A 20,415-nucleotide genomic window follows, 5' to 3' on the forward strand; every position below is an offset into this window, starting at 1 on the left:
TGGTGTTATTACAGCGCGTCCAGCGGCATCACCTGCACCCTGTCCCCCGCCTTGACCGCTGGGGCATGGGGTGCCCGCAGGATCAGGCAGTCGGCCCAGGCCAGACGGCTCAACATGCCGCTATCCTGCTTGGGGAAGGGTTCGGCGACCAAGCGCCCTTCCCCATCCTTCGACAGTTTGGCGCGGATGAAATCGGCGCGGCTGTCATTGGCCCCCATGTCGCGGGCCAGGATGGCATCGCGCAGATCATCATCGGCTGGCAGCCCCTGCATAGCGAGCAACAGCGGTCGCAGGAACAGCCAGGCGCAGACCAGGGCCGAGACGGGATTGCCCGGCAGGCCGATCATGGGCACCCCATGCATCTGCCCGAACATCAGCGGCTTGCCCGGCCGCATGGCGATTTTCCAGAAATCCAGTTCCAGACCCGCCGCACCCAGAACGGAGCGGACCAGATCATGCTCCCCCACCGAGGCCCCGCCGATGGTCACCAGCAAGTCGGTGCCCGAGGCAGCAGCGACCAGGGTGGACAGGCTGTCGGCGCTGTCGCCGGCAATGCCCAGATCCACCGGCTCCCCGCCCAATTGCCGCACCAGGGCACAGAGCGCCAATGAATTGGAACTGACGATCTGACCCGGCGACAACGTATCGCCGGGCATCACCACCTCGTCGCCCGTGGCCAGGATCGACACGCGCGGACGCCGCCGCACGCGCAGCCACGGCACATTCATGGAGGCGGTGAGCGCCAGATCACGCACTGTCAGGCGGCGGCCTGCGGGCACGCCGACATCACCCGTCGCAAAATCCTGCCCCGCCGGACGCACCCAGCGACCGGGACCGCCCCCATCCTTCAGCGTGACGGTCGCCCCATGATCATCGGCATCTTCCTGCACCACCACCGTGTCGGCACCATCGGGCAGCGCCCCGCCCGTGAAGATGCGCACCGCCTGCCCCGGCCCCACAGTGCCCGTGAAGGGCCGGCCCGCCGGGGCTTCGCCGATGCGGGTCAGGGTGACGGGGAAGCTGGCGATATCGGCGGTACGCACGGCCCAGCCGTCCATGGCGCTGACCGCCGTCGGCGGATGGGTGACGCGCGCCACCACATCGGCAGCCAGAACACGGCCCAACCCCTGGGTGATGGGCACCTGTTCAGCGGGCAGCAGCTTCGCCGCCGCCAGGATGCGGGCGCGGGCCTCGGAAAGCGGGATCAATCACATGCTCCGTCTGTCAAACAGCTTCGACATATTGGCGCATATATCACGCCCCGCAACGGGGCAAGCGTGATGGAAAGCCGATATTTCGCCGACGGGAAGGCTCAGGCCGCCGATCCGACATAGGTCCCGCTTTTCCCGCCTTCCTTATAGGCAAGGTGGACGCCACCAATGACCATGCCCTTATCGACGGCCTTGCACATATCATAGATGGTCAGGGCCGCCACCGACACGGCAGTCAGCGCCTCCATCTCCACACCGGTGCGGCCTTTCAGCTTGACCGTCGCCTCAATTTCCACCCTGGATCCGGCCTCGTCGATCGTGAAATCGACGGAAACCTTGGACAGCATCAGGGGATGGCAGAGCGGGATCAGGTCGGGCGTCTTCTTGGCCGCCATGATGCCGGCCAGCCGCGCCACGCCCAGCACATCGCCCTTTTCCATGCCGCCATCGCGGATCAGCGCAAGGGTTTCCGGTTTCATGGCGATATGGCCGCGCGCCATGGCGATGCGCACCGTTTCATCCTTGGCCGAGACATCGACCATGGCGGCGTTGCCGGCCTCGTCAAAATGGGTCAGGGGGTTGCTCATGCCGCCTCGATCATCGGGGTGGACAGCAGGGCCTTGGTGGCCGCCGTCACGTCTGGCTTTGCCATCAGGCTTTCGCCGATCAGGAAGCGCCGCGCCCCCGCCTGGGCCAGACGGGTCAGGTCGGCGGGGCTGTGAATGCCGCTTTCGGCCACCAGATGCCGGCCCGCCGGCACCATGGCCGACAGGCGTTCCGTGGTCGCCAGATCGATGGAAAGCGTCTTCAGATTGCGGTTATTCACGCCCAGCAAGCCGCCCGGCAGCATCAAGGCGCGTTCCATCTCCGCCTCGTCATGGACCTCCACCAGGACATCCATGCCCAGTTCGACCGTGGCGTCATACAGTTCGCGGGCCAGGACATCATCCAGACAAGCCATGATCAGCAGGATGCAGTCGGCCCCCAGCGCCCGGCTTTCCACGATCTGATAGGGATCGATCATGAAATCCTTGCGCAGGGCCGGCAACTCCACCGCCGCGCGGGCCGCCACCAGGAACGCATCGTCCCCCTGAAAGTACGGCACATCGGTCAGCACCGACAGGCAGGTGGCACCGGCATCCCGGTACGCCCGCGCCAGGGTCGGCGGATCGAAATCGGCGCGGATCAGGCCCTTGGACGGGCTGGCCTTCTTGATCTCCGCGATCAGGGCCCAGCGGCCCGCCGCGACGGTGTTTTCCAGGGCCTTGGCGAAGCCGCGCGGAGCGGGCTGTTCCTTGGCGAGGTCGGTGACGACAGACAGCGGTCGGGCCGCCTTGGCGCGGGCCACGTGCTCTGCCTTGTCGGCATTGATGCGGGCCAGGACGTCGGGTTGGCTGTTCATAGCGTCAACGGTGTGTTGGTGATGGAGACAAGCCGGTCCAGCGCCAATGTGGCCTGACCGGAGGCGATGCAATCGGCGGCCTTGGCCACACCCGTCTTCAGGTCGGGCACGGCATCGGCCACGACAAGGGCGGCGGCGGCGTTCAGCAGCACGATATCGCGATAGGGACCGCTGGCACCCGCCAAAACCGCCCGCAACGCCTCGGCATTTTCCTCCGGCGTGCCGCCGCGCAGGTCGGCCAGGGTGACGCGGGAAAGCCCCGCCTCCTCCGGCGTCACCTCAAACCGGCGCACCTGCCCATCGCGCAGTTCGGCGACATGGGTGGGGCCGGTGGTCGTGATCTCGTCCAGGCCATCGGCCCCCGACACCACCCAGGCGCGGGTGGAGCCGAGATTGCGCAGCACCTGGGCCAGTGGCTCCACCCATTTCGCGTCATAGACGCCCATGAGTTGCCGCTTGGCCCCCGCCGGGTTGGACAGCGGCCCCATCAGGTTGAAGATGGTACGCGTACCCAGTTCCACCCGCGTCGGCCCGACATTGCGCATGGCCGTATGGTGACGCGTGGCCAGCAGGAAACCGATATGGGCATCGAACAGGGCGCGGCGGACCAGCGCGAAATCGGCATCCAGATTGACGCCCAGCGCCGACAGCACATCCCCCGCCCCCGACTTGGACGAAATGGCGCGGTTGCCATGCTTGGCCACCGGCACGCCGCAGCCGGCAATGACGAAGGCCACGGCAGTGGAGATGTTATAGGTATGCGCCCCGTCGCCCCCGGTGCCGCAGGTATCGATGATCCCGTCCGGTGCCTCGATCTTCAGGGCCTTGGCGCGCATGGCGCGCACGGCACCCGTGATCTCTTCCACCGTCTCACCACGCACGCGCAGCGCCATCAGGAACCCGCCCATCTGGGCCGGCGTGGCATTGCCCGACATGATGATGGCGAAGGCGTGTTCGGCCTCCGCCTCACTCAAATTGGCACCGGTGGCGACCTTCGCCAGCAGCGCCTTGAAATCTCCCATATCCCCTGACATCCGGCCCTCACGCCACGCGCAGCTGCGGACCGCGTGTCACGCCGGCCAGTTTCAGGAAATTGTCGAAGATCTTGTGCCCATGTTCGGACGCAATGCTTTCCGGGTGGAACTGCACGCCATGGATGGGCAGGGTCTTGTGCGATAGCGACATGATCATGCCGTCGGGCAGCCAGCTTGTCGCCTCCAGGCAATCCGGCAGCGTTTCCTTCTCCACGATCAGGGAATGGTAACGCGTGGCCTTGAACGGGCTGGGCAGATCGGCCATCAGGCCGCGACCTTCATGAAATACGTCCGACAGCTTGCCATGCATCGGCTCCGGCGCGCGGATCACCCGACCGCCAAAGGCCTGACCGATGGCTTGGTGGCCCAGGCACACACCCATCAGGGGGATGCGATGTTCCGCCGCCGCATGGATCAGGGGCAGGCAGATGCCGGCCTTGTCCGGGTCGCAGGGGCCGGGCGACAGCACGATGGCTTCCGGCTTCAACGCCAAAGCTTCATCGACCTTCAGCGCGTCATTACGCCAAACCGCCATCTCAGCGCCCAATTCGCCCAGATAATGCACCAGGTTCCAGGTGAAACTGTCGTAATTGTCGATGAACAGCAGCATGGCTCTATTCCGGCATCGGCCCCCAGGGCCTTGGACCGCGAAGCCTACAGACTGACAGCGATGATTTCCAGCCTGTGCAGCCCTGTCCCCGGCGGCGGGCGGCATTGCGGCAGGGGCATTGCGCCGGGCCCCGTGTTTGTAGCAGTAAATCGTTCCAGTTCCCGATGCCAAGGTCGTTCGCCCATGCCGCCCCAGAAGCCCCGACCCGCCGGAAACAGCAACCGCCCCCGTACCGGCGGTGGCAAGGGGGCACAGCGTCCCCGCGTGCGCAATGGTGCTGGGGCGGTTAAACGGGGCCGCGACAGCGTGGTCCGCGCCCGCCGTCTGGCCCTGCTCTGGCTGTCGCGCCTGGGGACGGGCGGGCGCATCGCGCTGGCCGTGGCTGCCCTTGTGCTGGTGGCGGGTGGCATGACGGCACTGCTGGGCCAGGAACGCTATCACCCCGTCGCCGCCGGCCCCGCCCTGACGCCCATGGAGGAGGAAGCGGACGCCAGCGGTGCCGACGAACCGGAAGATGCCAGCGATGAGGAGGCGGCGGAAACCGCCGACCTGCCCACCCGCCCCGGTGCGGCACCGACCGTGCCCGCCGCACCACCCGGTTTCCCCGCACCGGCACCGGCATCGATAGAACCCGCGACGCCCGCCGCACCGCCGGCACAGGTGGCTTCCCTGCCCGCCGCCCCGCCGCGTCCCCTGCCCCCGCTGGTCGCCGCCCCCGCCGGCACGCCCACCTGGAAACATTTCGCGGTGGCGGCACCCGCCCCCAATGGTCATCCGCGCATCGTGATTGTCATCGACGATATGGGCGTGGACCGGCACCGGTCGGAAAAGGTGGCCTCCCTGCCCGGCCCCCTGACCCTGGCGTGGCTGCCCTATGCCCGTGATCTGCCACAGCAGACGGGAAAGGCCCGCGCCAACGGCCATGAACTGATCGTACATATGCCCATGGAGCCAACCGGCAAGGATGATCCCGGCCCCGGTGCCCTTCTGACCCGGTTGGATGAGGGGACCTTGCGCCAACGTCTGGCCACCAACCTGTCCGCCTTTCAGGGCTTTGTCGGCATCAACAACCATATGGGCAGCCGCTTCACCGCCGACCGTGCGGGCATGGCTGTGGTCATGGCCGAACTGGGCGCACGCGGCCTGCTGTTCCTGGACAGCCGCACCACGGCCAACACCGCCGCCGCCCCCTTGTCGGTCCATTACCAAGTGCCGATGCTGTCGCGCGACGTGTTCCTCGACCATGTGATGACGGCGCAGGGTGTGGCGGCATCGCTGGCCAAGGTAGAGGAAATCGCGCGTAAAAACGGCCTCGCCATCGCCATCGGCCACCCCCACGACGTCACCATCGCCGCCTTGACCCAATGGCTGCCGACCTTGCCGGAAAAGGGCTTCCAGTTGGTGCCGCTGACGGCGGCGGTGAAATGAAAAATGCCCCGGCCATGCGACCGGGGCGTTTTCCTGTTTGGTGGGCTCACTTCCCCAGGTGCGTCTTCAAAAACTTCTCCCAGGCCTCCAGCACGGTTTTCATCTGGGCCGTGACGATGGGGGAATGGTCCATGCCCTTGATCTCCACATACTCGACCTGTTTACCGGCGCGTTCCAGGGCGCGGTTCATGTCGCGGCTGTGGGCGACGGAGGCCTGATAGTCCAGGTCGCCATGCACCAGCAGGACCGGCACCTTGATCTTGTCCGCCTGATGATAGGGGGAGATGGGCTTCAAGGCCTCGGGATTGTCCCCGAAATAGAGGCCGCGCGTCCAGTTGGTAAAGTTTGACGACCGCACCTCTTCATAAAGCCGTTCAAGATTGGACACAGGCGCCGTCGCCACGGCGCATTTGAACAGGTCGGGCGTCTTCACCGCCGCCATCAGGGCGGCATAGCCGCCATAGGACCAGCCCAGGATGCACATGCGGTTGGGATCGGCATAGCCCTGGGCAACGGCCCATTTGGCGGCATCCGTCACATCATCCTGCATCAACCCGCCCCACTGCTTTTCGCCCGCCTTGTTGAAGGCAGCGCCATAGCCGGTGGAACCCCGGAAATTGGGTTGCAGCACGCCATAGCCACGGTTGGCCAGGAACTGCGCCATCACGTCGAAGGTGCCGTTATCGCGCGCGAACGGGCCGCCATGGGGCATGATGATGAAGGGCAGGTTCTTGGCTTCCACACCCACCGGCAGGATCAGATATCCCGGAATGTCGGTGCCGTCTGTGGCCTTGTAGGTCACGGGCTGGCGCTTGCTGACATTCTCCTGCGCGATGCCGGGATAGGTATCGCCAAACAGAGAGAATTCCTTGGTCCGCCGGTCGAACAGGCGATAGGTGGTGGGCGCGTCCACGGCGAAGCTGGCGACCAGGGCCAGATTGCCGTCGGCCGCCGTGTCGATCACGATCTCCCGGCTTTCGGGCAGGGCCTTGTCCAGCGCATCCTGAAGCCGCTGAACGGCGGGGTCCAGCCATTGCCGGCGCGGCAGATCATCCATCCAGGCCAGGGCCACGACAGCACCGCGATGGATGATCGCGGTATTCACATCGAAACGCGGGTCGCTGGCCACCTTCTCGCCCATCTGGTCATTGGCCAGATCATATTTGTAGATGGCGGAACGGTCGCCCTCGTGCCGGGAAACGACGAAAAGATTCTGGCCCGTGGCATCAAAGCCCAGAATGCCGAAGCCGCCATCATCCTCCAGCACCTTGTCCTTCATCATCAGTTCGAAATCGCCACCGGCAACGCGGCGCAGGTAACGGCTTTCCAGCTTGCGATCGTCATAGGTTTCCGCGATGCGGATTTCCCCGGTCGGGTCGGGGATATATTCGGTGACGTTGCGGATGGGTCGGCGCACACGCGTGAAACCGCCCGTAATGACATTCAGCTTCACCACCCCCGGCCAGGGGCCATCCTCGGTCGGATAGGCGGCCAGGACGTACTCATCATCAATGAATTGCAGGATCGGCGTGTGCTGCAGGAAATAGCCATTGTCGGGCGGTCGCTGCAAAAGCACCTTCATTTCCTGCAGATCACGGGACATGGAAACGGTCCGCGTGAAGCGCAGGGGCTTGCGCCCGTCGCTGGTGTTCATCTTCTCGGTCGTCAGGATACGGACCAGAAGCCGTTCATTGCTGATCCAGTCGAAGCCGATGATTTCCGCATCCGACGGGCCGATGACAGCGGGCTTGTCCCCCGATGCCATGGGCAGTTTACGAACCACCAGATGCAACCGGCCGCCGACCGGGGCAAGGAAGGCGACATGGCTGCCGTCGGGCGACAGATCGACATCCGCCATCACGGGCCGGTGGGCGAAATATTCCACCGGAATTTCCGGTGCCGCCTCTGCCAGTGCCGCACCCGCACACATACCGGCCATCAACGCCCCGGCAATCCGGGCCGCACCCCACAATCTCCGCATTCCCACACCCCGTTCTATGGCGTTCCCCAACGCCTTGGACTGGGAAGGAGCCTAGAATATTCTCTCAGGCCCGGTAAAGGCCTCAGCACACGCCCTAGAGGAAACTGTAAGGATCAATATCAACTTGCACACGTATGGATGCAGGCACCTCGATCCGGGTCAGCCAATCATACAGGATCGGTTGCAATGACACCGTTTTCGGCCCCTTTATCAGCAACCGTCGGCGGTATCGCCCGCGCAAGATCGCCAACGGGGCCGGGGCCGGACCCAGAATCGTCAGTTCCTCCCGGTCGCGCGGGGCCGCCCGGCCCAGGGCTGCGGCGATGGCATCGACCGCCCCCTCATCCTCACCCGACACGATCAGCGCCGCCATACGGCCAAAGGGTGGCATTTCCAGCTGCCTTCGCTGCTCTGCCTCCACCGACAGGAAACTGTCGCGGTCATGGCTGGCCAGCGCCTGCATGACCGGGTTTTCCGGCATATAGGTTTGCAGCATCACGCGACCGGGCCGTTCCTCACGCCCTGCCCGTCCCGCCACCTGATGCAGCAGCTGGAATGTGCGTTCCGACGCGCGCGGATCACCACCGGCCAGCCCCAGATCGGCATCGACCACGCCGACCAGGGTCAGCATGGGGAAATGGTGGCCCTTGGCCATGACCTGCGTGCCGATCAGCAGATCGACGGCCCCGTCCTTCACCTGCTCAATCACCTCTCGCAAGGCGCGCGGGCCGGACAATGTGTCGGATGTCATCATGGCGATGCGGGCATCGGGGAACAGGCTCGCCACCTCTTCCGCCACCCGCTCTACGCCGGGGCCGCAGGCGACAAAGCTGCCTTCCGCCTCGCATTCCGGGCAGGCATCGGGGCTTTTCGCCTGATACCCGCAATGATGACATTGCAGCCGCTTGGTCAGCCTATGTTCGACCAGCCAGGCGGTACAATTCGGGCATTGCAGCCGGTGGCCGCAGCTCCGGCACAGGGTCAGCGGCGCATAACCCCGGCGGTTCAGGAACAGCATCCCCTGCTCCCCGGCCAGCATGGTCTGGGCCAGTGCCTCGCGCAGCACAGGCGACAGCCAGGCCCTAGCCGGCGGGGCCTGTTCCTTGCGCCGCATGTCGATCAGGGTGACATCGGGCATGCTGGCCCCGCCATGGCGCGATGGCAGGTCGATGCGGCTGTACCGCCCACCCTCCGCATTCACCAGCGTTTCCAGCGAGGGTGTGGCCGACGCCAGAACGATGGGAAACCGGCCCAGATGGGCGCGGGCCACCGCCATGTCGCGGGCATGATAGATGACACCGTCTTCCTGCTTGAAGGCGGCTTCATGCTCCTCATCCACGACGATCAGGCCCAGATCGGGATAGGGCAGGAACAGGGCGGAACGGGCACCCACCACCACCCGCGCCTCCCCCTTGGCGACCGCCCGCCAGGTATGGCGGCGCAGGGGCGGGGCCATTTCAGAATGCCATTCGGCGGGCCGCACCCCAAACCGCTGCGCAAACCGGTCCAGCCATTGTGCCGACAGGGCGATTTCCGGCAGCAGCACCAGCGCCTGTTTACCGGCACGCAGGGCCGCCGCCACCGCCTCGAAATAGACCTCGGTCTTGCCCGACCCGGTGACCCCGTCCAGCAGCGTGGCCGAATAACCACCCGCCGATACCTTGGCCGTCAGGTCTTCGGCAGCCAGACGCTGTGCGCCCGACAGGGTCTTGGGATTGGCATCCGGGTCGGGCCGGGGAAAGCGCGGCAGGGCCAGCATGGGCACGGTCATCAGCACGCCTGCCTCTGCCAGCCCCCTGACCACCCCCGTCCCGCAACCGGCCTCCGCCGCCACATCAGCGGCCAGACGCGGCGGCCCGTCGGACAGGATTTCCAGGATGCGCTTGCGCGCCGGCGTCAGGCGCAGGTCATCGGGCACCGGCGCATCGCTGCGCATATAGGCGGTCAGGGCGCGCGGGTCCTCCAGCGCTGCCGACACCGACACCGCCATACGCAGGACGGCACCCACGGGCGACATGGTGTAGGCCGCGACCCATTCCACGAACCGCCGCGTGATCTCCGGCATGGGCGGCAGTTCGATGGCGCGGATGACGGGACGCAGCTTTCGCTCCTCCACCCGCTCCCCCTGTCCCTCACCGTCCGCCCAGACCACCCCGAACAGCCGGCGCGGCCCCAACGGCACCTCCACATAGGAACCGGGCACCAGCGCCATGTCCCCCGGCACGCGGTAATCATAGGGTTCAGGCAGCGGCAAGGGCAGCTGCACCCGCACGCGCGCCGATGGCGCCGTCACCCCGGAAAGCAGATCACCGGTCAATTGTCGTTATCCACGTGGCGGCGCGGGTCCATGCGATCATGCAGGACGCGCAGAATGTCGATCAGGCCCAACTCCACAACGCGGTAGTAGACGGCATGGCAGGGACGCTGAACCCGTCCGTCACGTAGTGCTGCGTCTGGGCAATGGCGCAGATGGAACCGCATAAGCCCCTCTCCAAGATCAGGGCGCACAGCGGCACCCGGCCTCCGGGGCTGCTCAGCCACCAACCGGAACGCCGTTTCTATAAGGCCGCGATAACGGCTCCGGGCCAGAGGGCCAAACATCTGGTGACTGTAGATCAGAATTTCCGCCACGTCGGAACGGGCGGCGGGTGCAAGACGATATCGCGCCATCGGCTTTCACCGCACCGGCGCTGTCACGGGCCGGTCAATCTCTGCTTCGATGCTGTCAAAGAAATCGGACAGGCCTTCCTCATCAAACTCCAGATACTCGCCATTGGCAATCTGGGCATCTGCTACCTGGATCGCCGCCCGCAGCGCCTCCAGCTTGGCCTTATCCGCTGCCTCGCGCTTTTCGATCAGGCGGATGCCTTCGCGCAGCACCTCGCTGGCATTCTGGTAGCGGCCGGAACGCACCAGTTCCTCGATCACCTTTTCGTGATGGTCGGTCAGAACGACATTGCGCGTGGGCATGGGGTACCTCCATTCAGGTTCCCCATTCTCCCATAATTGGCAAATCATGCCAATGAAACCGGTCTTACCGCTTCAGCAGCCGGTCAGACGCCAGCCCGGCCAGGGCGCAGCCACACAGCACGGCGCACATGGGCAACGGCGATCCACCCGTGGACAGTGCCCCCACGATGCCGCCCGCGACCGCCCCGATGGTCAGCTGCAAGGCACCAGACAGCGATGATGCCGTGCCCGCCATATGGGGAAAGGCCGCCAGCGACCCCGCCATGCCATTGGCCCCCACCAGACCCAGCGCGCCCAGATAGAAGAACAGCGGGATCGCCACGCCGAAGATGCCGCCGATACCGAACCCGCCAGTAACGATCAGAACCGCGCCGATCCCGGCGGTGGCCAGGATGCCCCAGCCCATCATACGGTCCACGCCGAACCGCAGGACCAGCCGGCTGTTCACGACATTGGCGATCATCAATGCCACAACATTGATGCCGAACAGGAAACCGAAATGTTCCGGGGCCACGCCGAAATGTTCGATATAGACGAAGGGTGTACCGGAGATGTAGGCGAACATGCCGGCAAACACGAAGCCCGACGACAGGGCATAGCCCATGAACCGTCGGTCCAGCAGCAGCAGGGCATAGTTGGACAGCAACCCGCCCGACCTGTTGCCCGAAGGCCGCGCCGTTTCCTTGACCGTCAGCAGCCCCAGCCCCGCCAGCAGGCCGAACCCGCACAAACACCAGAAAATGCCGCGCCAGCCCATATGGTCCAGCACCTGCCCACCCGCCAACGGTGCCAGCATGGGGGCCACCCCCATGACCAGCATCATCAACGACATGACCGACGCACCGCGATCACGGTCGAAACTGTCGCGCACCATGGCGCGGGCGATGACGGGGGCCGCGCAGGCCCCGACGCCATGCAGGAACCGCCACGCCGTCAGCGACCAGATGTCGGGCGCCAGCGCGCAACCGGCGCTGGCCAGAATGAACAGTACGATGCCAATCGCCGCCGGCCCCTTGCGGCCATACCGGTCACCCAAAGGCCCCCAGAGCAACTGTCCAGCACCATAGCCGATCAGGAATATCGACAGGGTCATCTGCACCTTCGCCTGATCGGCGCCCAGGTCGGCACCGATGGCGGGCAAGGCCGGCAGGTACATGTCGATGGCCATGGGGCCGAACATGGTCAGGAAACCCATGACCAGCACGAACCATGTGAAGCTGGTGCCGGGTGGCAATCCGCCGCCAACGGCAACGGACTGGCCGCCCGCCGCCTGTTCGGTGGAAATGCTCCCGATATCACTGCTGCGCATGATGTGCTGATCCTGAATCCGGCACCCGGTCGGAACCGGGCGGTGCGTTAATTAAAACACCGCCTTTCGCACCGCACACCCCGACAGTCCCGATGGCAGCCGCCCGCCCGCCGCATGGCCAGCCGCCTTACCCCTACCCGGCAAGCATACGGTCGTACTCCGCCTCCAGCGCCGTATGCCGGGTCCAGAAGCCAGGGGCGGGACGCCCGTCCAGTTGCGCCGCCAGAATGTCCAGATGCGTATGCCAACCGCCGGCCACGCTGATCATCATGCCATGCCCGTCCAGACGACGATGGGTCAGGATCAGGCGCACCTTGTCCCCGACAGACGACAATTCGATGGTGACTTCAGACGGCTGGCTCTCCTCCGCCCAGGTGAAGGACAGAAGCCGCCCCGGTTCCCAGACCAGGATACGGCCATGGGTGGAGACCCCGTCCTGACAATTGTCGCGATACTTGGCTGGAATGTTACTGTCACCCGGCCCCAGCTTGGTATTGTGGAATTCCAGGCGGAAGGGGGCATCCACCCTGCCCTGCATCTCGCCAAAGGCCAGCCAGCGTCCCCGCTTCTCGCTGTCCGTCAGGAAAGACCAGACCTTTTCCACCGGCCCCGGCAGCAGCCGTTCAAACCGCACGGCACCCGCTTCCGTCACCACGCCGAAATCACTCATCCCGATCATCCTCCAGCAGGGCCTGTTCCAGCGCATCCAGGCGCGACACCCAGAAGCCGCGCACGCGCGCGATCCAGGCATCCATCGCGTCCAGACCCGCCGGGTCCAGGCTGTAGATACGGCGCTGCCCCTCCACCCGAACCCGCACCAGCCCCGCCTCCCGCAGCACCTTCAGATGCTGGGAAACGGCGGGCGCGCTGATGCTGCCCTGGGCCTGAAGCCGGCTGACAATATCCCCGGCGCCCAGGGCGCGATGCCCCAGCATTTCCAGGATCGAACGCCGCGTCGGGTCGGCAAGGGCGGTGAAGCTGTCCATGGGATGATATTTCGTTATTTGCTTAATTAAGTCAAACAAAAAATACAATCCATGCCCGGGGTTCGGCAGATGCATCCGCGATGCCTGTACCCGCGTAATCGAATTGCAACGACCTTTCCTGGAGACTGTCTCATGTCGCGCACCCTTGCCTACCTGACCCTTCTGTCGACGGCAGCGCCCATTTTGATGATGCAAGGCGATGTATCCGCCGCGGGCACGCATGTTGTTACGCAGCAGAACCGGCAGTTCGGGCCGGCAGAATTGACCGTAAAGGTCGGCGATACGGTAATTTTCCGCAATGACGACAACATGGCCCATCATGTCGTCTCCCATACGCCCTTATTCCCTTTTGACCTGGACCTGCAACAGCCGGGCACCGAAAACGCGATGACCTTCACCAAGGCGGGGAAGGTCATCGTGGGCTGCGACATTCATCCGCGCATGGAAGTCGCGGTGACGGTGGAGGAATAGATCAGGGTTGGTACTCTGCGGGCAATTGCTGACGCAGACTGATCAGGGCGCGGCGAATCCAGCTTTTCGCCGTCCCCAGCGGCACGCCCATCCGGGCCGCCACAGCCGGATGCTCCAGCCCTTCAAAAAAGGCCAGTTCCAAGGCGTGGCGGGGCTTTTCCGGCAACAGCGACAGTGCGGCACGCACCGCGCGGCTGATTTCGATGTCACCGACCACTTGATCGATGGGCGGTGTCACGTCATCGGGCAGGTCGATATGTTCGTCAATATCGGTCGCAGGGGGCGGCAGCATGCGCAACATGCTGACCGCACGGTTGCGGCAAACCATCAGCATCCAGGGCAAGGCCGGACCAAGGTTGGGATCATATTGACTAGCCTTGCGCCAGATCAGCAGGAAAGCCTCCTGCATCGCCTCCTCCGCGTGATGCGGCACACGCATCATGCGCAGACAAACGGCATAGACATGCGGCGCGGTCAGATTGTGCAACGCGCGAAAAGCCTCGCGGTCCGCATCACGACCAACCCTCACCAGCAGATCTTTAATAAGCGCGGCCTTGTCCAATTCCGGCGCCCCTGCAATGCGACGAAAACCCTCAGGGCGCACCAGCGGTCAGTTCCGCCGATTGTGCCGACAGATAGGCAATGATATCGGCGCGTATCTTGGCGTCGCGCGTAACCACGTTCATTCGCTGTCCAGGGATGAGAGCTTGCGGGTCCGCGAGCCACCGGTCAAGGTTGTCTGCATTCCAGACAATGGTCGCTGCCTGTAACGCCGGGGAATAGGCGTATCCCGGTACGCCACCGGCCCTGCGCCCGATGACCCCGCGATGACGGGGGCCGAAACGATCGGTATCCAGCGTGTGGCAACCGCCGCACCGCTGCTGATAGGACCGCGCGCCGACCACGGCATCGCCATCCGCTAATGCGGTCCCGGTTTGGAAAAACAAAACCGGCACCAGAAGACAACACCATACACGCGGCGAAGAAAACATCTGTCGTCCATTCGATCAGGATAGAGAGGGGCGCTTCCGGCCGCAAACACGACCGGATCAGCGCAGGCAAAAGGAAAACGTACACGGAACCGACTATCAGGCCGCCGACGGTAAATCCAAGTACCGGATGTAGGCCAACATGCCGCCTTGAGTGGTCATCTCGGCATGGGTACTGCCCGCGTCAGCAACCAGGAAATCGCCCGGACGAAGGTCGGCACCAGCAATCCTTACGTCGCCCTGGATCAACATGCATTCTTCCCGCCGGTCATGCGGATGGGCCAGGACCCGGCCTCCCGCCTCGACCCGCAGCAGAAAAGCCAGAGGCTCGCCATCAGCAGCCCGCAACAGGACTCGGCGCGAAACGCCGGGACCCGCCGGTTCCCAAGGCCCATTGACAACGCCAACCATGGTCCGCAAACCATTTTCCGGTGGCAGACGCGCTTCAAGCCTGTCCCAGCTACCGTCAGGCGGGGATTGCGGCGGCAGGGTTTCAGCCAGCGCACCGAAGATAGTCAGCCATCCTTCAACGGCATCGTTAAGTTCGGCGGGAACGGGTTCTGCGGCCAGCACAGCCAAGCCGGCAAGCAGGGCGCGTTCCTTCTTCTCGTCATCCGTCACGTGTCCGGCACCTTGTCGTCATGATGCTTTCCGCAATCATATCCGTTCTTATGGCCCACGTCCTGATAACCCGCTGGCAACCAGCCGTCCGTCCCCCCGACACAGAGGCTGTCCACCCAGGGGTTGGCGGGACAGAACCGGATATCAAACCGTCGATGCAAACTGCCAACCGCCAGACCGACCAGCAATGCTGACCGATCTGGATCAGTTCCGCTCACTTGGTGACTACCTTGTCACCATTGTCGATAATGTCACGGTACATAGGGGCCAAACGCGCCAGGAGCTTGCCCTGCGCCCAGAAGGGAACGCCCTGGCGGTTCATGGCCACCTGCAACTCCTCCACCAGCACATTGAAGTGCTCACGGCGGATATCGAACCGGGCATGGACCTGCTTCATGCCCTGACCGGTATATTTGCACGGGCCCGACAGTTCGGCACAGAACTGTTCGGCCAGTGTCTTGCGAAGCCGCTCCGGGCTGCTGTCCTTGAAAAACGGCCCGATATGCGGGTTCTCGAAGATCAGGGTGACGAAATCGGCAACGACCTTGTCGATACCTTCCTTCCCGCCAAAGGCCTCGAAGGCGGCCATATCCGCCGTTTGTGCCTGTACTGGCACCATCGATGGGACCGCCATAACCATTCCGGCCCCGACCATCACCGCCATCAGCATCTTTGTGATCTTCATCGGATCAGAACCCCACCTGGAGAGAGAGATACAGGGCCTTCTGGTCGTCCTTGATGGCGACCGTACCCAGATCGGCGTAGGCAACAGTCAGCGACACGTTCTTTGTCGGCACCCAGGCCACAAAGACATCGAACCAGTCGCTTTCCTTGACGATGGCCAGGTTGTCGGGCTTGGAGCGGTATTCCACACCCACCACGAGGTTCCGGTTGATCAGGTAACCGACCGACCCTTCCACCATGGGCTCATAATCATGGTCGTTGCTGGCACCGAACCCCAAGATGCCGATCTCGTTCGCCTTGGTCATGCGAACAGTGCCGTTCAGCAGCAGATTATAATCAAGGATAAGTTTCGTTGCCGATAGGTAGAAATCGGTACCATTGCCGCTATTGGCACCGATGGCCTTCAACAGCGTGTCGCGCTCATTATCCTTGTACTGGATACCCGCCGACACTTGCGGCAGCCAGGTATCCTGGTCCAATACAGCATCGCCGAACAGCCGAACCTTGGCACCCAGCACCGTTTGGCGGAATTCGTAGCCCTTGCCCAGCCCAAGCGCCGCACCAACGGAACGTGTGTCAAACACCTGCTTGGCGGCAGAAATCTCGACACGGTCAAACAGGCCGACGGCACCACCATAGGTGGTTAGGCGATAATTATCGGCATAGACCTTGGTGATGAAGGCATTGGCCCCTACCTGGTCGGCCGTGCCATAGCCGCCGATCACTGCCCATGGCGTCAGACCACCACCTGCAGCACCTTCCAGCTGGCTGACACCGCCTGTGGCTAGCAGCTTGCCGCCCGTCATCTCCCGTGGCCCCGTATCCAGCGGTCGCGTCGGCATACTCGCCGATTTCGTCGGGGTTCCAACCGCGATCTGGGCATTCGCCGGCCATGCCAGCATCATCATCGTCGCGCCGACAACCAGTGCCGGCGCAACATGTATGCGACCGTCCAACATCGTCATTCGTACTTTCGCCTTCTCATTGCCAAGGCCGGCGGTCATCCGCGACCGTCATCCTGATTACGAGAGGACGCTTCAGGCGGATGCATCTAATCCCCAAAAAAAGAAATCAGATGCAGGACGATGTAATTTTACCCCTCAGGCAACCACCAGCGAGGTGAAGCCGCCGAAGAACATGCGCTTGGCATCGAAGGGCATGTTTGTCGGGTCGCACTTCATGCGTGGGTCGGCCATCACCTTGGCATTGCAGGCGTCGCGCACTTCGCGCGAGGGATAGGTGATCCAGGCCAGAATGACGATCTCATCCTCAGTGGCCTGTACTGACCGGGGGAACGACGTCACCTCGCCATAGGGGACGTCATCGGCTACGCATTCGACATAGGAAAGCGCTCCATGGTCCATCCAGACCTGGGACGCCAAGGTCGCCAGATCCTTATAGGCATCAAGCTTATCCTTCGGCACCGGCACCACAAAACCATCGACATACATGAAAACCTCCCTCAGCGTTGATTGACCATTCCCCAAGGACGATGGTGCCCTGACCAACCCGACAGGGGCAGCGATTTTTTTTGCATCAATTACGCTGATGGCCTTTCTTGAATGCATTGCAACTGCCGGAACCACCCCATGACCCCGCCCGATATCAACTGGCCCCAGACGCCCGCCATCCGCGTGGATGGGCTGGAGGCCGGGCGGATCGTGCTGGAGATCGCAAGCGGACGGCCAGTACGCCTCATCTCATATCCCGGTATCGCAGGCCTGGCCGGGGCCGGTTGGTGGGCGGCACTGCAAGACGAATGGGGTAATATTGCAACCGGCCCGTTCCTGGCCGTGCTGGACTGCGCCGATCTGCCAGGTCTGGTGCTGGGCGCGTTGCGGGCCGGCTGCACCGACATCGCGATTTCGCCCGGCCCTGGAATCGGTGACAGCGTTGACACGCGTCTGACATCGTTGACAGAGGCGCATGGGGCCCGTCTGCACCGCTTGTCCCAGCCTGTGACAGAGGTGTGCTGGCGGCGCAACCGTGGTGCCACCCTACGGCAACACCTGACACAAGTTCTTGATTTCAAACAAATGTAACGGAATTTCAGACATTACCCCGCAACGCCGTCACGTTGCTTTACACCCGCCCGTGGGATATCAAACCCGCACCGACATAGGGGCCGCCGCCCCGCAGAAATGGCAGGAAAACGAAGATGAAGCTGACCCGCCGCGTTAAGGAAATCCTTTCCTGGTATGAGAGCGACAATCCCGGCACCAAGGCCAATCTCGCCCGCATCCTGATGGAAGGCCGCCTGGGCGGCACCGGCAAGCTGGTGATTCTGCCCGTCGACCAGGGTTTCGAACATGGGCCGGCGCGCAGCTTCGCGATGAACCCCGCCGCCTATGACCCGCATTACCATTTCCAGCTGGCCATCGATGCCGGCCTGTCGGCCTATGCCGCCCCGCTGGGCCCGCTGGAGGCTGGCGCCGCCACCTTCGCCGGCTCCATCCCCCTGATCTTGAAGATGAACAGCGCCAACAGCCTGTCGCGCCAGAAGGAAGCCGCCGATCAGGCCGTGACCGCCAGCGTTGATGACGCGCTGCGCCTGGGCTGCTCTGCCATCGGCTTCACCATCTATCCCGGCTCCGACGCCATGTTCGGCCAGTATGAGGAAATCCGCGAGCTGTCGCGTGAGGCGAAGTCCAAGGGCATCGCCACCGTCATCTGGTCCTACCCGCGCGGCGGCGACATCTCCAAGAAGGGTGAGCTGGCGCTGGACGTCGATGCCTACGCCGCCCACATGGCCGCTCTGCTGGGCGCCCATATCATCAAGGTCAAGCTGCCGACCGCCGACCTGGAACAGGACGAGGCGCGCAAGATCTATGAAAAGCACAATATCCCGCGCGACACGCTGGCCGACCGCGTGAAGCACATCACCCAGGCCTGTTTCAACGGCCGCCGCATCGTCGTCTTCTCCGGTGGCGCTGCCAAGGGCGAGGATGCGGTGTATGAAGATGCCCGCGCCATCCGCGACGGCGGCGGCAACGGCTCCATCATCGGCCGCAACGCCTTCCAGCGTTCCCGCGAAGACGCGCTGGCCCTGCTGGACAAGCTGGTGCGCATCTACCAGAACAAGGAATAAGGGTTGGCCCTTGTTACCTTCTGCGCCGCCCGGCGTGGATAGCAAGGGTCAAGTGCATTGACCCTTGCTATATAGTGCCCGTTAAGGGGCCCGGCGTGGTTCAACCCGCCGGGCCTTTTTCTTTATCGTTCAGAGAAAACCATGTCCGACTGCCGCCTGTATCTGATCACCCCGCCCAAGATTGACCTTGCTACCTTTCCTGCCCTGCTGGCCTCGGCGCTGGATGCGGGCGATGTGGCATGCGTGCAGTTGCGGTTGAAGGATATCGGCGATGATGTGGTGCGCCGCGCCATCGACGCCCTGCGCCCCGTGGTGCAAAGTCGGGAGGTGGCCTTCATCCTGAATGACCGCCCCGACCTGGCCGCTGCCGGCGGCTGTGACGGCGTGCATGTGGGGCAGGAAGATACGCCCTATGCCCAGGCGCGCAAGATCATGGGCCGCGACGCCATCGTCGGCGTCACCTGCCATGACAGCCGGCATCTGGCCATGGTGGCGGGGGAGGATGGGGCGGACTACGTCGCCTTCGGTGCTTTCTTCGACACCACCACCAAGGACCCCAAGGCGCGGGCCGAGCCGGAGATTCTGTCCTGGTGGCAGGAAATGATGGAAGTACCCTGCGTCGCCATCGGCGGCATCACGGTGGAGAATTGTGCCGTGTTGATCGATGCCGGGGCCGATTTCCTGGCCGTCAGCGGCGGGGTCTGGAACCATACCGATGGTGCCGCCGCCGCCGTGAAGGCCTTCAACAAGGTGATCGCGGGGGCGTGATCCCTCAGCGGTTGGCGAACCAGTCCACGATGGCGGGCATCCGCCGTTCAAAACCGCCGGGAATGAACAGGTTCAGCAGACAGGCACGATCGATGCCCGGATTGCGGAAATCATGGTCGATACCGGGTGGGATACGCACGAAGGATCCGGTGGCAAAGCGTCGCCAATCCGCGCCGATCAGGATTTCCGGCGTCCCGGCCAGGACGTAGAAAATCTCGTCATTCTCCGCATGCGCATGGGCGCCGATTTCCGGCTGGCCCGGTTCCATCCACCATTGCGAGATGGAATAGCCAGCCGCCGTCTCAGCCTCATCTGCCAGGAACAGGGCCGTCAGCCCGTCCCCCAGGGCATAGCGGCGACCGCCGCCGGGCGGAAGGGCGATGATGTCGGCTCGCTCATGCCCCTGTCTCCTGGTTCCAGCGGCGCTGCATCTCTTCCGGGCTGACCTGTTCAATGGTCTGGGACAGCATCCAGCGATGGCCGAACGGGTCCATGATCATGGCGCTGCGTTCGCCAAAGCTCTGGTTCGCGGCGGCCCGGATAACCATCGCCCCGGCCTCCGCCGCGCGCGCCAGATCCTCATCCACCGCCTTGGTGACCAGATACAGCGTGACTGGCGTACCACCGACCGTATCGGGACTCAGCGCGCCGAAATCGGGATATTCGTCCGACAGCATGATGGTGCTGTCCCCCAGGCGCAGCTCGGCGTGGCCGACGCGACCATCCATGGGATCGGTCATCCGGAAAATCTCCACCGCCCCAAAGGCGCGGCAGTAGAAATCGATGGCCGCAGAGGCATTCTTCACCGTGAAATAGGGCATAACCGCCGTGATGCTGGACATTTTCCACCTGCTGTCGTTTAA

The 20,415-nt window shown here is 63.9% G+C and carries 24 protein-coding genes; 5 read left to right on the plus strand and 19 right to left on the minus strand.

What is annotated here, in order from left to right; genetic code table 11:
* Positions 1-8: 8 nt before the first annotated feature.
* The 5 genes from ABC729_RS08190 to ABC729_RS08210 all read right to left on the minus strand — a co-directional run bounded on the left by ABC729_RS08190 (position 9) and on the right by ABC729_RS08210 (position 4,257).
* Complete coding sequence (locus ABC729_RS08190; protein WP_495607133.1) at positions 9-1,208, minus strand: molybdopterin molybdotransferase MoeA; 1,200 nt, start codon at positions 1,206-1,208, stop codon at positions 9-11.
* A gap of 104 nt (positions 1,209-1,312) precedes the next feature.
* Complete coding sequence (gene moaC, locus ABC729_RS08195; RefSeq protein WP_495607134.1) at positions 1,313-1,798, minus strand: cyclic pyranopterin monophosphate synthase MoaC; 486 nt, start codon at positions 1,796-1,798, stop codon at positions 1,313-1,315.
* On the minus strand, positions 1,795-2,613 hold the full coding sequence (gene trpC, locus ABC729_RS08200; protein ID WP_495607135.1) for an indole-3-glycerol phosphate synthase TrpC: 819 nt from the start codon (positions 2,611-2,613) through the stop codon (positions 1,795-1,797). The genes moaC and trpC overlap by 4 nt, the downstream gene beginning before the upstream one ends.
* Positions 2,610-3,635 (minus strand): anthranilate phosphoribosyltransferase, encoded by a 1,026-nt coding sequence (gene trpD, locus ABC729_RS08205; protein WP_495607136.1) that lies wholly within the window; start codon positions 3,633-3,635, stop codon positions 2,610-2,612. The genes trpC and trpD overlap by 4 nt, the downstream gene beginning before the upstream one ends.
* A 19-nt stretch (positions 3,636-3,654) precedes the next feature.
* Positions 3,655-4,257, minus strand: coding sequence for an anthranilate synthase component II (locus ABC729_RS08210; RefSeq protein ID WP_495607137.1), 603 nt, complete (start codon positions 4,255-4,257; stop codon positions 3,655-3,657).
* Positions 4,258-4,440: 183 nt separating this feature from the next.
* On the opposite strand from ABC729_RS08210, the gene ABC729_RS08215 reads away from it, so the two are divergent.
* A complete protein-coding gene (locus tag ABC729_RS08215) occupies positions 4,441-5,685 on the plus strand; it encodes a divergent polysaccharide deacetylase family protein (RefSeq protein ID WP_495607138.1) in 1,245 nt (414 codons plus the stop codon).
* Between the two features lie 46 nt (positions 5,686-5,731).
* On the opposite strand, the gene ABC729_RS08220 is transcribed toward ABC729_RS08215, so the two are convergent.
* The 7 genes from ABC729_RS08220 to ABC729_RS08250 all read right to left on the minus strand — a co-directional run bounded on the left by ABC729_RS08220 (position 5,732) and on the right by ABC729_RS08250 (position 12,931).
* Positions 5,732-7,666: an alpha/beta hydrolase family protein gene (locus ABC729_RS08220; protein WP_495607139.1), complete on the minus strand. Its 1,935-nt coding sequence runs from the start codon at positions 7,664-7,666 to the stop codon at positions 5,732-5,734.
* A gap of 94 nt (positions 7,667-7,760) precedes the next feature.
* Positions 7,761-9,983, minus strand: a complete 2,223-nt coding sequence (locus tag ABC729_RS08225; RefSeq protein WP_495607140.1) for a primosomal protein N' — start codon at positions 9,981-9,983, stop codon at positions 7,761-7,763.
* A complete protein-coding gene (locus ABC729_RS08230) occupies positions 9,980-10,336 on the minus strand; it encodes a type II toxin-antitoxin system RelE/ParE family toxin (protein ID WP_495607141.1) in 357 nt (118 codons plus the stop codon). The genes ABC729_RS08225 and ABC729_RS08230 overlap by 4 nt, the downstream gene beginning before the upstream one ends.
* Before the next feature lie 6 nt (positions 10,337-10,342).
* On the minus strand, positions 10,343-10,636 hold the full coding sequence (locus ABC729_RS08235; protein ID WP_495607142.1) for a type II toxin-antitoxin system ParD family antitoxin: 294 nt from the start codon (positions 10,634-10,636) through the stop codon (positions 10,343-10,345).
* 64 nt (positions 10,637-10,700) lie between these two features.
* Positions 10,701-11,945 carry a Bcr/CflA family multidrug efflux MFS transporter gene (locus ABC729_RS08240; RefSeq protein ID WP_495607143.1) on the minus strand — a complete coding sequence of 415 codons (1,245 nt, stop codon included), beginning with the start codon at positions 11,943-11,945 and terminating at the stop codon, positions 10,701-10,703.
* Between the two features lie 133 nt (positions 11,946-12,078).
* Complete coding sequence (locus tag ABC729_RS08245; RefSeq protein ID WP_495607144.1) at positions 12,079-12,615, minus strand: SRPBCC family protein; 537 nt, start codon at positions 12,613-12,615, stop codon at positions 12,079-12,081.
* Positions 12,608-12,931 carry an ArsR/SmtB family transcription factor gene (locus tag ABC729_RS08250; protein ID WP_495607145.1) on the minus strand — a complete coding sequence of 108 codons (324 nt, stop codon included), beginning with the start codon at positions 12,929-12,931 and terminating at the stop codon, positions 12,608-12,610. The genes ABC729_RS08245 and ABC729_RS08250 overlap by 8 nt, the downstream gene beginning before the upstream one ends.
* Positions 12,932-13,063: 132 nt before the next feature.
* Between ABC729_RS08250 and ABC729_RS08255 the strand changes: the two genes are divergently transcribed.
* The gene (locus ABC729_RS08255; protein WP_495607146.1) at positions 13,064-13,402 is read left to right on the plus strand and encodes a cupredoxin domain-containing protein; all 339 of its coding nucleotides are present in this window, start codon (positions 13,064-13,066) and stop codon (positions 13,400-13,402) included.
* Between the two features lies 1 nt (position 13,403).
* Here the strand turns inward: ABC729_RS08255 and ABC729_RS08260 are convergent, their stop codons facing one another.
* The 5 genes from ABC729_RS08260 to ABC729_RS08280 all read right to left on the minus strand — a co-directional run bounded on the left by ABC729_RS08260 (position 13,404) and on the right by ABC729_RS08280 (position 17,147).
* Positions 13,404-13,931: an RNA polymerase sigma factor gene (locus ABC729_RS08260; protein WP_495607147.1), complete on the minus strand. Its 528-nt coding sequence runs from the start codon at positions 13,929-13,931 to the stop codon at positions 13,404-13,406.
* A 559-nt stretch (positions 13,932-14,490) separates the two neighbouring features.
* On the minus strand, positions 14,491-14,802 hold the full coding sequence (locus ABC729_RS08265; protein ID WP_495608661.1) for a cupin domain-containing protein: 312 nt from the start codon (positions 14,800-14,802) through the stop codon (positions 14,491-14,493).
* 424 nt (positions 14,803-15,226) lie between these two features.
* A complete protein-coding gene (locus ABC729_RS08270; RefSeq protein WP_495607148.1) occupies positions 15,227-15,697 on the minus strand; it encodes a group I truncated hemoglobin in 471 nt (156 codons plus the stop codon).
* Positions 15,698-15,701: 4 nt separating this feature from the next.
* Positions 15,702-16,661, minus strand: a complete 960-nt coding sequence (locus ABC729_RS08275) for a DUF3034 family protein (RefSeq protein WP_495607149.1) — start codon at positions 16,659-16,661, stop codon at positions 15,702-15,704.
* Positions 16,662-16,796: 135 nt separating this feature from the next.
* Positions 16,797-17,147: a DUF1428 domain-containing protein gene (locus ABC729_RS08280; protein ID WP_495607150.1), complete on the minus strand. Its 351-nt coding sequence runs from the start codon at positions 17,145-17,147 to the stop codon at positions 16,797-16,799.
* A gap of 138 nt (positions 17,148-17,285) precedes the next feature.
* Between ABC729_RS08280 and ABC729_RS08285 the strand changes: the two genes are divergently transcribed.
* The 3 genes from ABC729_RS08285 to thiE all read left to right on the plus strand — a co-directional run bounded on the left by ABC729_RS08285 (position 17,286) and on the right by thiE (position 19,552).
* The gene (locus tag ABC729_RS08285) at positions 17,286-17,738 is read left to right on the plus strand and encodes a hypothetical protein (protein ID WP_495607151.1); all 453 of its coding nucleotides are present in this window, start codon (positions 17,286-17,288) and stop codon (positions 17,736-17,738) included.
* Between the two features lie 116 nt (positions 17,739-17,854).
* On the plus strand, positions 17,855-18,784 hold the full coding sequence (locus ABC729_RS08290; RefSeq protein WP_444734610.1) for a class I fructose-bisphosphate aldolase: 930 nt from the start codon (positions 17,855-17,857) through the stop codon (positions 18,782-18,784).
* Positions 18,785-18,925: 141 nt separating this feature from the next.
* A complete protein-coding gene (gene thiE, locus ABC729_RS08295) occupies positions 18,926-19,552 on the plus strand; it encodes a thiamine phosphate synthase (RefSeq protein WP_495607152.1) in 627 nt (208 codons plus the stop codon).
* A gap of 4 nt (positions 19,553-19,556) precedes the next feature.
* Here the strand turns inward: thiE and ABC729_RS08300 are convergent, their stop codons facing one another.
* On the minus strand, positions 19,557-20,006 hold the full coding sequence (locus ABC729_RS08300; RefSeq protein ID WP_495607153.1) for a cupin domain-containing protein: 450 nt from the start codon (positions 20,004-20,006) through the stop codon (positions 19,557-19,559).
* Complete coding sequence (locus ABC729_RS08305; protein ID WP_495607154.1) at positions 19,948-20,394, minus strand: VOC family protein; 447 nt, start codon at positions 20,392-20,394, stop codon at positions 19,948-19,950. Before ABC729_RS08305 ends, ABC729_RS08300 begins: the two co-directional genes overlap by 59 nt.
* Positions 20,395-20,415 lie beyond the last annotated feature (21 nt).

This window comes from Niveispirillum sp. CC-CTL257 (assembly GCF_059489915.1).